At 67.6% G+C, this 14142-nt stretch carries 12 protein-coding genes; 9 read left to right on the top strand and 3 right to left on the bottom strand.

Translation table 11 applies throughout. The features are described from left to right. Positions 1-19: 19 nt before the first annotated feature. The 6 genes from V5G24_RS12735 (at position 20) to V5G24_RS12710 (ending at position 5349) form a co-directional block, all read left to right on the top strand. Positions 20-1330, top strand: coding sequence for a replication-associated recombination protein A (locus V5G24_RS12735; protein WP_394082151.1), 1311 nt, complete (start codon positions 20-22; stop codon positions 1328-1330). 105 nt (positions 1331-1435) lie between these two features. Continuing rightward, entirely contained in the window at positions 1436-1822 is a 387-nt protein-coding gene (gene crcB / locus V5G24_RS12730) for a fluoride efflux transporter CrcB (RefSeq protein ID WP_394082153.1), read from the top strand. A gap of 61 nt (positions 1823-1883) precedes the next feature. Beyond that, positions 1884-2957 carry an RluA family pseudouridine synthase gene (locus tag V5G24_RS12725; RefSeq protein ID WP_394082155.1) on the top strand — a complete coding sequence of 358 codons (1074 nt, stop codon included), beginning with the start codon at positions 1884-1886 and terminating at the stop codon, positions 2955-2957. A 536-nt stretch (positions 2958-3493) separates the two neighbouring features. Then, on the top strand, positions 3494-3802 hold the full coding sequence (locus tag V5G24_RS12720) for a hypothetical protein (RefSeq protein WP_394082157.1): 309 nt from the start codon (positions 3494-3496) through the stop codon (positions 3800-3802). Further along, complete coding sequence (locus tag V5G24_RS12715; protein ID WP_394082159.1) at positions 3799-4491, top strand: HAD-IA family hydrolase; 693 nt, start codon at positions 3799-3801, stop codon at positions 4489-4491. The genes V5G24_RS12720 and V5G24_RS12715 overlap by 4 nt, the downstream gene beginning before the upstream one ends. Positions 4492-4578: 87 nt before the next feature. After that, entirely contained in the window at positions 4579-5349 is a 771-nt protein-coding gene (locus tag V5G24_RS12710; protein ID WP_394082161.1) for an ATP12 family chaperone protein, read from the top strand. A gap of 15 nt (positions 5350-5364) precedes the next feature. Here the strand turns inward: V5G24_RS12710 and V5G24_RS12705 are convergent, their stop codons facing one another. Beyond that, positions 5365-7353 carry a tetratricopeptide repeat protein gene (locus V5G24_RS12705; RefSeq protein WP_394082163.1) on the bottom strand — a complete coding sequence of 663 codons (1989 nt, stop codon included), beginning with the start codon at positions 7351-7353 and terminating at the stop codon, positions 5365-5367. Positions 7354-7492: 139 nt separating this feature from the next. Here V5G24_RS12705 and V5G24_RS12700 point away from each other — a divergent pair, with 139 nt between their 5' ends. Continuing rightward, positions 7493-8290 carry a mechanosensitive ion channel family protein gene (locus V5G24_RS12700; RefSeq protein WP_394082165.1) on the top strand — a complete coding sequence of 266 codons (798 nt, stop codon included), beginning with the start codon at positions 7493-7495 and terminating at the stop codon, positions 8288-8290. A 26-nt stretch (positions 8291-8316) separates the two neighbouring features. Continuing rightward, positions 8317-8733 carry a TfoX/Sxy family protein gene (locus tag V5G24_RS12695; RefSeq protein WP_394082167.1) on the top strand — a complete coding sequence of 139 codons (417 nt, stop codon included), beginning with the start codon at positions 8317-8319 and terminating at the stop codon, positions 8731-8733. A gap of 111 nt (positions 8734-8844) precedes the next feature. Here V5G24_RS12695 and V5G24_RS12690 read toward each other — a convergent pair whose 3' ends face one another. Further along, on the bottom strand, positions 8845-10413 hold the full coding sequence (locus V5G24_RS12690) for a DEAD/DEAH box helicase (RefSeq protein WP_394082169.1): 1569 nt from the start codon (positions 10411-10413) through the stop codon (positions 8845-8847). A gap of 222 nt (positions 10414-10635) precedes the next feature. Here V5G24_RS12690 and V5G24_RS12685 point away from each other — a divergent pair, with 222 nt between their 5' ends. Further along, positions 10636-11886: an MFS transporter gene (locus tag V5G24_RS12685; RefSeq protein ID WP_394082171.1), complete on the top strand. Its 1251-nt coding sequence runs from the start codon at positions 10636-10638 to the stop codon at positions 11884-11886. 11 nt (positions 11887-11897) lie between these two features. On the opposite strand, the gene parE is transcribed toward V5G24_RS12685, so the two are convergent. Continuing rightward, positions 11898-13934, bottom strand: a complete 2037-nt coding sequence (gene parE / locus V5G24_RS12680) for a DNA topoisomerase IV subunit B (RefSeq protein WP_394082173.1) — start codon at positions 13932-13934, stop codon at positions 11898-11900. Positions 13935-14142 lie beyond the last annotated feature (208 nt).

Genomic DNA, 14142 nt, shown 5'->3' with positions numbered 1-14142 from the left:
ACGGGATCCGGGGCGGTTCATGGCGACCTTGTTTGAAGCGGCCGGACTGGAACAGGGGGCGCCACGCCCCCTGGCGGATCGCCTGCGCCCCGAGAAGATCGCGGATGTCGTGGGGCAGGACCATCTGGTCGGTCCCGACGGCGTGCTGACGCGCATGCTGGAGGGCCGTTCGCTCGGCTCGCTCATCCTGTGGGGGCCGCCCGGCACAGGCAAGACCACCGTGGCGCGGCTGCTGGCCCATGCCACGGACCTGCATTTCGAGCAGATATCAGCCATTTTCTCGGGCGTCGCCGATCTGAAGAAGGTGTTCGAACAGGCCCGCCATCGCCGGGCGACTGGGCGGGGCACGCTGCTGTTCGTGGACGAGATCCACCGCTTCAATCGCGCGCAGCAGGACAGTTTCCTGCCTGTGATGGAGGACGGCACGGTGACCCTGGTGGGCGCCACCACGGAAAACCCCTCCTTCGAGCTGAACGCCGCTTTGCTTTCGCGGGCGCGGGTGCTGGTGTTTCGCGCCCTGGACGAGGGGGCCATCGCGCGCCTGCTGGTCCGTGCGGAGGAGGTGGAAGGTCGCCCCTTGCCGCTCGACGCCGAGGCGCGGGACGCACTCGCCCGCATGGCGGACGGCGACGGTCGCGCCGCGCTGACGCTCGCCGAGGAGGTCTGGCGCGCCGCGCGCCCTGACGAGGTGTTCGATACCGCCGCCCTTCAGGACGTGGTGCAGCGCCGCGCGCCGATCTACGACAAGAGCGAGGACGGGCATTACAACCTCATCTCGGCCCTGCACAAATCGGTGCGTGGCTCGGATCCCGACGCGACGCTCTATTATCTGGCCCGCATGCTGGATGCCGGCGAAAGCCCGCTGTTCCTCGCCCGCCGGTTGGTGCGCATGGCGGTGGAGGATATCGGGCTCGCCGATCCGCAGGCGCTCGTGGTGACCAGCGCGGCGAAGGACGCCTACGACTTCCTCGGCTCGCCGGAAGGGGAGCTTGCCCTTGCCGAGGCCGCCGTCTATCTGGCCACCGCGCCGAAATCCAATTCGGTCTACAAGGCTTGGTCGGCGGCCATGCGCACCGCAAAGGCCGGCGGTTCCCTTGTGCCGCCGAAACATATCCTCAATGCCCCCACAAAGCTCATGAAGGGCGAAGGCTACGGCAAGGGCTATCGCTACGACCATGATGAGCCCGATGCGTTCTCGGGGCAGAATTATTTCCCCGAGCAACTGGGGCGGCAGAGCTTCTTCCACCCGGTGGAGCGCGGCTTCGAGCGCGAGATCAAGAAGCGCATGGACTATTGGGCGCGATTGCGGGCGGAGCGCGGGGAACCGTGACGCCGGGGCATGTACTGCAATGCAAAAATCCCGGTGCGCACCCTTGATGCGGGGCGGCAGGGACCGCTAAGACGAAGCGGGTCCCTCAGTCTTGCAGGTGCAGCCATGATTCCCGCTCTTCTGGTCTTCGTCGGGGCGGGCCTGGGCGGCCTGATGCGCCATCTTTTCAATCTGGCGGGCATGCGCCTGCTGGGAATGGTGGAGTTTCCCTATGTCACGATGTTCATCAACGTGCTGGGATGCTTCATCATGGGGCTGGCGACCATATGGTTCGCCATGAGGTCCGGGGTGAGCTGGTCGCAGCCCACGCGCCTGTTCCTGACCACCGGGGTCCTGGGCGGATTTACCACCTTTTCCACGTTTTCCCTGGAATTCGCCCTGCTGATGGAGCGTGGCGTCTGGGGGCATGCGGCGATCTATGCCATCGGCTCGCTGGTGCTGTGCATCCTCGCCGTGACCGCTGGCATGGCACTCATGCGCGCCCTTACGTGACAGACGGGCGCGGGACGCGTAAATCTGCGCGCAAGTTCCGACCGTTTCGAGGATGTGACCCATGGCGGTCGAGGTAAAGCAGGTGAGTGCGGACGAGGCCGGGATGCGCCTCGACCGCTGGTTCAAGGCCCATTTCCCGGACCTGTCGTTCGGCCATCTCCAAAAGCTGGTGCGAACCGGACAGGTGCGCGTGGATGGCGGGCGCGTGAAGACCTCCACGCGCCTGGATCCGGGCCAGGGCGTGCGCATTCCGCCGCTCGGCGTGGATGCCGATGGGATTGAGCCGGTGGATGCGGCCGATGAGGCGGCGCGGGCCGCCGCACCAGGTGGCGAGGCGGGTGAGCGCCCGGCCGCGCCGCGCGGCGTGATTGCTGCCGCTGCCCGCCGCGAGAATGAAGATCTCACCGCGCTGAAGGCCATGATCCTCTATGAGGACAAGGATGTGATGGTGCTGAACAAGCCCATGGGCCTCGCGGTCCAGGGCGGTTCGGGCACCTATCGCCATGTCGACGGCATGCTCGATTCCATGCGCGACCGCGACGGGCAGAAGCCGCGCCTCGTCCACCGCATCGACAAGGACACCGCCGGCTGCCTGCTGATCGCCAAGACCCGGCTTGCGGCGTCCATCCTCACCAAGAGCTTCCGCTCGCGGGAGGCGCGCAAGATTTATTGGGCGCTGGTGCCGGGCGTGCCGAAGCCCCGGCAGGGGCGCATCTCCACCTATCTCGCCCGCGAGGAGAGCGAGGAGCGCATGCGCGTCGCCCGCCATGGCGAGGACGAGGCGAGCCACGCGCTGACCTATTATGCGGTGGTGGACCAGGCTGCGCAGAAGATGTCCTGGCTCTCACTGAAGCCGGTCACCGGCCGCACCCATCAGTTGCGGGCGCACATGGCGCACATTGGCCATCCCATCGTCGGCGATCCGAAATATTTCAACATCGAGAATTGGGAATTTCCCGGCGGGATGCAAAACAAGCTGCATCTGCTGGCGCGCCGCATCGTGATTCCCCATCCGCGTGGCACCGGCGTGATCGATGTCTCGGCGCCTCTGCCGCCCCACATGGCCCAGTCCTGGGCGGTGCTGGGCCTCGACGCCACGCAATATGATCCGATCCTGGAAGCGCCCGAAGCCTAATCCGGACGCGCCGTGCGGCGGCTTGGCATTCGTGCTGGGCCGCCCAGCTGCGGCCGGGCAGGTTTCCCCTGCGGACAAACCGCGCTACATGGATGCCGGGGGCGCGCCATCCAATCGAGTTACGGAGACGACGCATGAGCCGACAGCCAGACTTGTGTCCCGGCTGCGGAGCACCGACGCATCCCCACGCACATGAATGCGCCGAATGCGGTGCCGTCCTGCCGCAGCGCCGCTCGATGCTTCCTCTTATTGTCGGCGCCGCGGGCGTTCTGGTCGCGCTGCTGGCGGGTGCCGGCGTGTGGATCATGCTGAGCCCCCCGCCGGACGGCACGGGGCAGGAAGCGAGTGCGCCGGCATCCGCGCCGGCCCAGCCAGCACCGGCTCCCGCGCCAACGGCATCTGCCTCGGCAAGTTCGGCCCCCGCGATGCCCGAATCCCAGCTCGTGGCTCCCCAGCTCGTGGCTCCTCAGCTTGTGGCCCCCCAGCTCTTACCGTCGGCGTCCGCTCCGTCCAGCGCACCGGAAGCGGAGGCCGCCTTGCCCACCGCTCGTCCGGGCGTGCCGCAGCCGACGGCGGACGAACCGACCCGGCGCGCGTTCGCAAAGACCACCCAGGACAATTTCGTCCAGAACGGGCTCGATCTTCAGGTCACTACCAGCGGGCCGGAAGCGACGACCATCGCCATCAAGTTCAATTTTCCCGCCAAGACCGCCGTGGAACTGATCGCCTCCGGTCCATTTCCGCGCCAGTGCAAGCAGCGCGGCTTCAAGACCATTCAATTTCTCGATCCCAACGCCATATCCTGGACCTATGATCTCGCCACCGACAAGCTGACCCAGAAATGATGCCCGAAGACCGGCTTCCCTCTCTCATCCTGTTCGATTGCGATGGCACGCTGGTGGACAGCCAGCATGCCATCGTCGAAGCCATGAGTGCGGCCTTCGTTTCATGCGGCGTGACCCCGCCGACGCGGGAAGAGATGCTCTCCGTGGTCGGCCTGTCGCTGCCCGAGACCTTCGCGGTGCTGTCTCGTGGGGCCGTGGATTTCCCCGCGGTCGCGCTGGAGGCGGCCTATCGCTCCACCTACCGCACGCAGCGCGAAGCCGCGCCCACCGAGCCGCTCTATCCCGGCGCGCGCGAGACGCTGGAAGTGCTGCGTACCCGCGCCGACCTGCATTTGGGCATGGTGACGGGCAAGGCGCGGCGCGGCGTGCGGCGCGTGCTGACCGGCCATGCGATGGAGGGCTGGTTCGCCACCATCCAGACGGCCGACGACGCGCCCTCCAAGCCCCATCCCGCCATGGTGCTCCAGGCGATGGCCGAGATGGGGGCGGAGCCAGCCTTTACCGTGGTGGTGGGCGATACCACTTACGACATGGAGATGGCCAAGGCGGCCGGCGCCTTCGCCATCGCGGTCGGCTGGGGCTATCATGAACCCGGCGCCCTGCTGGCGGCCGGCGCGGATCTGATGGTGGAGCGGTTCGCGGATCTGCCGGCGGCCATCGACACCGTGTTCGCGCGCGTTCCCGCATGAGCCTGGCTGTTGTTTTGATGCGTTTTCTTGACGCAAAATCGAAATCCATTTTGCTGAAAACGCCTAGCCGAAAACACGAGACCCCCCATGCGTGATCTTCTGGAAGGCATCGAAACCACCGGCATCGACCCGGCTGAATCCGTGCGCGCCGCCCAGCGGGTGACGCTGCCGAAGCGCTTCTACAAGGCCGCGGGCGTCGGCGCCGAGGAGGAGGGGTTCACCATTCTTCTGGACGGGCGACCGGTGCGCACCCCGGCGCGCGATATCCTGCGCCTGCCCACGCGCGCCCTCGCCGAGGCGGTGGCCGCCGAATGGGACGCGCAGGTGCGTGAGATCAACCCGCACGCCATGCCGCTGACCCGGCTCGTCAACGTGGTGCTGGACGGCGTGATGCGCGATCCCGCCGCCTCAGCCGCCGAGGTGGTGAGCTATGCCGGCACCGATCTGCTCTGCTATCGCGCCGACGGACCGGAGCGGCTGGAGGCGCTGCAGGCGCAGGCCTGGGACCCGGTGCTGGACTGGTTCCGCGATCGGCATGGCGCCCGCTTCTTCCTCAGCACAGGCGTGCGCCATGTGAAGCAGCCGGACGAGACCTTGGCGCGCATCGCCGAACTGGTGCCGCGTGAGCCGTTCCGCCTTGCGGCCGTCACCTCCATGACCGCGCTCACCGGGTCGGCCCTGCTGGCGCTGGCGGTGGCCCATGGCGCCATCGACGCGGAAACTGCATGGACCGCAGCCCATGTGGACGAGGCGTGGAACCGCGCCCAATGGGGCGAGGACGAGCTTGCGGCCGCGCGCCATGCCGCCCGCAAGCTGGAGATGGACGCCGCCGCGCGCCTGCTCGCCCTGCTGGATTGAGGCCGGGCGAGATCCTCAGGCGGCGGCTTGGGCCACCATGCGCTGCTTCACTTCATCCGCCATGCGGGCGAACACGGCACTCCAATCGCCCGGCGCATCCTGGCGGAACAGGCGCACGCTCGGATACCATGGGGTATCCTCCCGCACCGCTAGCCAGCGCCAGTCGCAGCCGGCGATCAGCGCCAGCAAGGCCGGGCGGCCGAGCGCACCGGCCAGGTGGATCATGGCGGTGTCGCAGGAGATCACGAGATCGCAGGCGGCCAGGATCGCCGCGCTGTCGAGGAAGGTCTCGCCCCGCGGATCGATTTCCCCAATGGGCTCGACCGCGAACGGCAGGTCCGCCGCCTGCGCCTGCTCTTCGCCCGGCCCCTTCTGAAGCGAGATGATGCGCACGCCTTCCAGAGCCGCGACGGGCGCGAGGGCGGCGAGCGGAAAGGCGCGGCTCATGCCGGCTTCGCCCTTGGGATTTCCGGCCCAGGCGACAGCGATCTTGAACCCGCTTTCTCCCAGCCTCTGCCGCCACGCCTCGGTGCGCGCGGGCTGCGCCTTCAGATAGGGCGCAAAAGGCGGAAGGGTCTGCGGCGTCAGATGGAGCAAATGCGGCACGCTCATCAGCGGCGCCCAGCGCGCCGGCTCGCGCAGGCCCATGGCCTGCTCGATGGTCATGACGCCGGCAATGCCTTCGATCCCCGAGAGGAGCGGCAGCATCTCGGGTGTCGTGGCGAGCGCCACCTTATGGCCCAGGCGGGTGAGCAGCGGCGCGAAGCGGGCGAACTGGATGATATCGCCGCGTCCCTGCTCGCCCTGGAGCACGAGCAGGCTCTTCGGGTCCGGCTTGTCGCCGGTCCACCGCGGATAGGGAAATTCCGCATAGCCTTTCTGGCGCAATTCGTTGCGGCGTTCGAACAGCGGCAGGCCGCGCATCCAGTCGCCGCTGCGAAGCCGCGCGGTGGCGAGCAGGAACGCTACTTCCGGATGGGGAGGCGCCGCCTGGACTAGGGTGTCCAGATCCTGCCGGCCGGCATCGAGCCGGCCAAGATCCATCTGGAGCTGGGCACGCAGAATACGCGCGCGGATGAAGGCGGGATCGCGGGCGAGCGCGCGATCGAGCTCGGCGATTGCTTCCCCATGCCGCCCGACGGTGGAGAGCAGCAAGGCGTGGGGATAGAGAATCTCCGCGCGGTCGGGCGCCAGTTCCACCGCGCGGGTGGCGCTCTCCACGCCTTCCGCGAAGCGCCGCAAGTCCAGCAGCACGCTGGCGCGGTTGGCATGCGCCTGCGCGGCGGCGGGATCGCGCGCAAGCGCCCGGTCGAGCAGCTCCAGCCCCTCCTGCGGGCGGTCCAGATTGCGCAGGGCGAGCGCGGTGTTGGACAAGGCGTCCACATTGTCCGGCTCCGCCGTCAGCACGATCTCGAACGCCGCGAGGGCGGGCGCGTAGCGCATGAGCGCGCTCAGCGAGACGCCCCGATTGAGATGGGCGGCGCCCATGCCGGGGGCCATGGCGAGCGCTGTGTCGAAGGATTTGATGGCGTCCTCGTGCCGCTCCATCTCCTGCAACAAAGCGCCGCGATTGAGCCAGCCTTCCGGGCGGCGCGGCGCGAGGCGCAGGGATTCGTCATAAGCGCGCAGCGCCTCGGTGCGGCGGCCGAGGGCGCCGAGCAGGCCGGCGCGGCTGTCCCAGGCATCGGGATTTTCCGGAGCGAGCGCGATCGCTTGGTCATAGGCCGCGAGCGCTTGCGTCAAGCGGCCGAGCCGCTCCAGCGCCAGGCCAAGAAGATCGAACGCCCGCGCATCCTGCGGTGCCGCCTGCGTCGCCTCCGCGAGCAGGCGTGCGCCCTCGTCCAATTGCCCTTTCTGGCACTGGAGCCGGCCGAGCCGGAACAGCGCTTCGCCCTCGCGCGGGTTTGCGCGCAGAACCTCGCCATAGAGCCCCGCCGCCTCGTCCAATTGGCCGGAATCGTGAAGGGCGATGGCTTGGTCGAGAAGGGAAGAGGATGCGGGCATGGTCCGACGCTGCCGATAAGGGAGCGGCACCATATTCATTCGCGCGGCGCGCCGGAACCCCACATGCGCAATGCCGAACTTATTGCATCGTCCCGCGTTTGCCTTTTCAATCCCATCAAACAGCAGCGAGGCCTTGGCGATGGATATCGATACCGAACACCTGGGCGATGTGGCGGTCCTCTACGGCCTGAACGTGCTCTATGCGCTGATTCTTCTAGCGGTTGGCTGGTGGATCGCGAAGACCGTCGAGGGCCTGCTGATGCGCGGCCTGAACGCGACCGGGCGGATCGACGTGACTGTGGCGAGCTTCCTCGCAAGCCTCGCCAAATATGTCGTGCTGGTATTCGTTCTGGTCGCGGTGCTCCAGCGCTTCGGCATCCAGACCACCAGCATCATCGCGGTGTTGGGCGCCGCCTCCCTTGCCGTAGGCCTCGCCTTGCAGGGTACCTTGTCCAACATGGCAGCCGGGGTGATGCTGCTGGTCTTCCGTCCGTTCCGCGTCGGCGACACTGTCGAGGTCGCCGGAAAGGCCGGTACGGTGAAGGCTCTGACGCTCTTCACCACGGAACTTGCGGGTGCCGCCAATGTGCAGATCCTGATCCCCAACGGGCAGGTGTGGGGGGCGGCGATCCTGAACAAATCCGCCTATCCCGCCGGCGATTCGACGGTGTCGGTCGCGCTGGAGGTGGCGACCAGTGTGGATGTGGACGCGCTTCGCGCCAAGGCGCTGGCATTCCTTGAGCAGGATGCCCGCGTGCTGGCGACGCCCGCGCCGAGCGTGGTTCTGGGCAAGCTCGGCTATGATCGCATCGAGCTGACCATTTCAGCGACCACCAAGCCCGCCGATGCGGCAGGCGTGAAGGAAGAGCTGCTGGAGCTGCTGCGCCCTCTCATCTATGTATCGCCTGCGGAAAAGCCGGCGTTGGTTTCGCCTTAGACCTTCTCCTCGCCCTCGGAAATGCCGTGACTGCAGACGACATCCGCGAATTGTTCGCGTCCTTCGGCCCGGTGGCGGTGCGCCGCATGTTCGGCGGTGCCGGGGTCTATGCGGACGGCACCATGTTCGCGCTGGAGGCGGGCGGCGAACTCTATCTGAAAGTGGATGACGGCTTCGCCTTGGATCTGGCGGCGCGCGGCTCGGTGCCCTTCAGCTATGAAGCCAAGGGCCGGCGCACCATCATGTCCTATTGGAAAGTGCCGGAGGCGGCGCTGGACGATGGGGAGGATCTGGCCGCGCTCGCCGGCCGCGCCCTGGACATCGCCAGAGCGGCGCGCCGCGCAAAGCCCGCCGCGTCGGGGCGCCGCAGCACCTCCGCCGCCAGCAAGGCTGCTCCCGCAAAGCGCGGAAAGCCGGTGCGCGGCACGGCGGGCGGGCACTGAAGGCAAGTAATACCGAAGGTAGGGACGAGAGCCCCATAAGGCCGGAGAAAACCTCATTCCGGCGGGGTAAACCTTGTGGGGCGGGACCGATATGGCCCACGCCCCGAGGGGTCAGCTCGTGGCCTTCACGCGCACCGGGCGCAGAAGGAAGGCGGGGAGGTGGGACATGTCCGCCGGCTCGTTCACCGGGGGACGCTCGCGACGCGGCGGACGGCCGGATTCGCGGGCTTCACGGGGCGCGCTCTCACGCGCCGCGACCTCGCGGGCCGGCGCCTCGCGCGGTTCCCGGGGCGGGCGCGGCTCGCGCGGGGGACGGGCTTCGCGCACCGGCGCTGCCGCGATCTCGACAGGTGCCGCCTCTTCGCGGGGCGTTCCCTCGCGTGGCTTGCGGTTGCGGGTGTTCTGACGCTCGGTGCGCGGCACATCACCCTCTTCCGGGCGGGCGGCGCGGCCCTTGTCGCGACCACGGCCACCTTCGCGACCGCCTTCGCGGCCCTTCTCGCGACCACGCTTGTCGCCGGCACCGGTGCGGCGCTCGCGCGGCGGGGCTTCGCCAAGCGGCTCGCCCTGCCAGGGAATGGGATTGCCGATCAGCTTCTCGATGGCGGCGAGCGACTTCAGGTCGTCATGGGTCATCAAGGCGATGGCCATGCCGCTACGTCCCGCGCGGCCGGTGCGCCCGATGCGGTGGACATAATCCTCCGCATGGTGGGGCACGTCATAATTGAAGACATGGCTGACGGCCGGAATATCGAGACCGCGCGCCGCGACGTCGGACGCCACCAGCAAGGTGGCCTCGCCGGAGCGGAACTGGTCCAGCGCGGTGGTGCGCGAGCGCTGGTCCATGTCGCCGTGCAGGCACACCACGTTGAAGCCGTGCTTCTGGAGCGAGCGGTGGACCACCGAGACTTCGCTCTTGCGGTTGCAGAAGATGATGCCGTTCTGCAAGCCGTCGGCGCCGCGGATCAATTCGCGCAGCATTTCGCGCTTCTCGTAATCCTCGCGTCCGGTGGCGACCAGGACCTGGGTCACCGTCGTCGCGGTGGACGCGGGCTTGGAGACTTCCACCCGCACCGGATTGGAGAGGAATTGCGACACCAGCCGCTGGATTTCAGGCGGCATGGTAGCCGAGAAGAACAGCGTCTGCCGCGTGAAGGGTACCAGCTTACAGATGCGCTCGATGTCGGGAATGAAGCCCATGTCCAGCATGCGGTCGGCTTCGTCGATGACGAGCACTTCGATGCCGGAGAGCAGCAACTGGCCGCGCTCCACATGGTCGAGCAGCCGGCCGGGGGTGGCGATGAGCACATCGACGCCGCGCACCAGCTTGGTGTTCTGATCGCCAAACGACACGCCGCCGATCAGCAGCGCGACATTGAGCTTATGGTTCTTGCCGTAGCGGGCGAAGCTGTCCTCGACCTGAGCTGCGAGTTCGCGCGTCGGTTCGAGGATGAGGGTGCGCGGCATGCGCGCCCGTGCCCGGCCCTGCTCCAGCAGGGTCAACATGGGAAGGGTGAAGGCGGCGGTCTTGCCGGTGCCCGTCTGCGCCAAGCCCAGCACGTCGCGCCGGGCGAGAACATGCGGAATGGCTTGCGCCTGGATGGGCGTGGGCGTGGTGTAGCCGGACGCCGTGACGGCCGAGAGGACTTTTTCGCTCAGGCCGAGTTCGGAAAATGACATATCGTCGCTTAATGCGGCAGCGCTCCGCTTATCGCAGGCCCCGTGCCGTACGGGGCTGGGCGAGCGGTCGTCGCTCGGCGCGCTTGGATTCGAAATAATCGGACGACACGTTGTAAAGTAAGGATTTTGTGCGCTGTGTCAATGCTTGTCATTGAACCTGCCATGCGCGTGGCGAATTGCAGCCGGCAGCGCCATGCGGCAGCGCCCTTGACCCCTTGCGGAATGACATTCAAGGAAGCCGCCCGCGCCCGCCTGTTTCCGGTCGGCGTCCCGCCTCCGTCCGGCAGTGCCGACATGCCCTTTCTCCTGGTTCTCGGTCTCGCCGGGTTCGCCAGCGCGTTCTCGATGCGCGCGGTGGACCCCATGCTGAATCTGCTGGCCGCGGACCTTGCCGTCACGCTGCAACGCGCGGCATTGCTCGCCAGCGCCTTTTCGCTGCCGTACGCGGCCATGCAATTGGTGTTCGGCCCTATCGGCGATGCCGTGGGCAGGGTGCGGCTGATCCGCGTGACGCTGTCCATGCTCTGCCTCGGGCTGATCGGCTGCGCGTTGGCGCCAAGCCATGACGCACTGCTGGCGGGACGCATCTTTTCCGGCGGGTGGGCCGGCGGGGTGATACCCGTGGCGCTGGCGACCGTGGGGGATCGCGTGACCATGCAGCAGCGCCCCCAGGCGCTCGGCCGGCTGCTCATGGCCATCGTGCTGGGCCAGCTCGGCGGCGCCATGGCCTCGGGCATGATCTCGACCCTGATCGGATGGCGCGCCGTGTTCTGGTGCACGGCGGCGGTGGCGGGCACCGCGGCGCTTGGCGCGATGTTCTTCCTCAGCGAGACCGCGATCCCGCAACGCCCGTCCGTACGCGGGGCGCTGGAGCGCTACCGCGTGGTGTTTAGCAATCCGCTCTCGATCCGCCTGTTCCTGGTCGCCGCCATCGAGGGGGCGCTGATCTTCGGCGTGTTCCCGTTCGTCGCCGCCCACATGGTCGGCCGTGCTCTGGGCGATGCGGTGGAGGCGGGGTTCGCGCTCGGCATGTTCGGCGTGGGCGGCGTGATCTACACCTTCCTCGTGGCGGTTCTGGTGCGTCGACTCGGCCTGTCCGGCATGGCCGGGCTCGGCGCCACGGTGGCGGGCGTGTGCCTGATCGCCATCGCGCTGGTGCCCTCGCTCGGCCTGATGCTGGCTCTGTTCGGCGTCCTCGGCTTCGGCTTCTACATGATCCACAACACCTTGCAGATCATGGCGACCGAGCTGGTGCCGGCCGCGCGCGGCTCGGCGGTCTCGCTTTATGCGACCTTCTTCTTTTCCGGCCAGGCGCTGGGGGCTCTGCTGGCGGCGCAGCTCATCGGTCTCATCGGGCCGGTGGAATTGTTCGCCGGCGCGGGCGTATGCCTGATCGCGCTGGCCTTCCCCGCCTCGCGCCTGCCGCGCCGGCTCAATCAGGTGGAGCCAGAGCCCGTCGACCTCTCCGCCTGAGGGCGCACGCGTCAGATATCCAGCAGATCCTCGCCGGCGAACGCGGCGCGCTCGGAGATGAAGGCGAAGCGCGCCTCCGGCTTGTTGCCCATCAGGCGCTCCACGAGGTCCGCCGTATCGGCCTGCGCGGCCGCCTCGATGGTGACGCGCAGCATGGTGCGCGTGCGCGGACTCATGGTGGTTTCCTTCAACTGCGCCGGCATCATCTCGCCGAGACCCTTGAAGCGGCCGATATCGACCTTGCCGCGGCCGGAGAATTCCTTCTTCATCAGAAGGTCCTTGTGGGCATCGTCGCGGGCATAGAGCGTTTTCGCGCCCTGGGTGATGCGGTAGAGCGGCGGTACCGCCAGGAACAGATGGCCCTCCTCGATCAGCTTCGGGATCTGGCGGTAAAAGAAGGTGACGAGAAGCGAGGCGATATGCGCCCCGTCCACGTCGGCATCGGTCATGATGACCACCTTCTCATAGCGCAGGTCCGCTTCGCGATATTGGGCGAGCGTTCCGCAGCCGAGCGCCTGAAGCAGATCGGATAATTGCTGGTTCTGGGCGAGCTTGTCGCGCCCGGCGCTGGCGACATTGAGAATTTTGCCACGTAGGGGAAGAACCGCCTGGGTCTTGCGGTCGCGCGCCTGCTTGGCCGAGCCGCCCGCCGAATCGCCCTCGACGATGAAGATTTCAGACCCGGCCGCCTCGGTGTTGGAGCAGTCCGCGAGCTTGCCCGGCAGGCGCAGCTTGCGCACGGCGGTCTTGCGGGAGACCTCCTTCTCCTGCTTGCGGCGCAGGCGCTCTTCCGCGCGCTCCACCACATGGTCCAGAAGCCGGTTCGCCTGCACCGGATTGGCGGCGAGCCAGTGGTCGAGGGGGTCGCGCAAGGCCTGCTCGACGATGCGCGAGGCTTCGGCCGTGGCGAGGCGGTCCTTGGTCTGGCCCTGGAATTCCGGCTCGCGCACGAACACGGAGAGCATGGCCGCGCAGCCGGTGGTGACGTCGTCGCCGATCAGGATGGCGGCGCGCTTCGCCTGGCCGATGCGCTCGGCGTAATCGCGCAGGCCCTTCAGCAGGACAAGGCGAAGCCCGTTCTCATGGGTGCCGCCGTCGTGGGTGGGGATGGTGTTGCAATAAGAGGAGATGCCGCCGTCGCCGTCGGCGACCCAGGCCACCGCCCATTCCACCGAGCCGTGGCCGCCCTGCTTCTGAATGCGGCCGGCGAAAATCTCGCCATGCACCAGCGTCTGGCCTTCCAGATCGCCGGCCAGATAATCCTTGAGGCCGCCGGGAAAGCGGAAGGTCATCTTCTCCGGCACGCCGGTGGTACCCACCAGAAGCGCGGCATCGCACGACCAGCGGATTTCCACGCCGCCGAACAGATAGGCCTTCGAGCGCGCCATGCGGAACACGCGGGCGGGATCGAAATGCGCGCCGGCGCCGAAGATTTCCGGGTCGGGATGGAAGCGCACCTTCGTGCCGCGCCGGTTGGTGATGCGACCGACCTCGGCGAGCGGCCCGAGCGGTGCGCCCTTGGAATAGGTCTGGCGATACAGGGTCTGGTTGCGCGCCACCTCGATTTCGAGATGGTCGGACAAAGCGTTCACCACCGACACGCCGACGCCGTGCAGGCCGCCCGAGGTCTCATAGACCTTGCTGTCGAACTTTCCGCCCGCGTGCAGGGTGGTCATGATGACTTCGACGGTGGACTTGCCGGGAAACTTGGGATGCGCCTCCACCGGAATGCCGCGCCCGTTGTCGGTGACGGTCAGGGTGCTGTCGGCGGCGAGATGCACTTCGATGAAGGTGGCGTGGCCCGCCACAGCCTCGTCCATGGAATTGTCGATCACCTCGGCGAACAGGTGATGCAGCGCTTTGACATCCGTGCCGCCGATATACATGCCGGGGCGGCGGCGCACCGGCTCCAGCCCTTCCAGCACCTCGATATGGGCGGCGGTATAATCGCCCGCCATCTCGGGCACGGCGGCGGGCGCCTTGGCGCGCGGGGTCGCGGCCTTGCGGGCAGGGGCGGGCGCGGCAAACAGATCGTCGTTATCGGACATGAGGCTCTTTAAGTCGCTTCAGGGCGAATCGCCGCCGGCCATCATGCCAGGGCGAGGGGACGAAAGGGAACATACCGGAAACGCGCGCAGCGCGGGACTGGTCACTTATCCCTGTCTTTCGCCTGATATGGGATCGGTGTACAGACCCCCGACCGAACACACCCGCGCAGCGTTCCGCGCGCGAACGCGTTCGGCCAACGTCGCACAG

Origin of the sequence: Roseixanthobacter finlandensis, from assembly GCF_043195105.2 — a bacterium.
Taxonomy (GTDB): domain Bacteria; phylum Pseudomonadota; class Alphaproteobacteria; order Rhizobiales; family Xanthobacteraceae; genus NCEH01.
The sequence above is the reverse complement of the archived record's forward strand: the minus strand, read 5'-3'. Positions and strand labels throughout refer to the sequence as shown.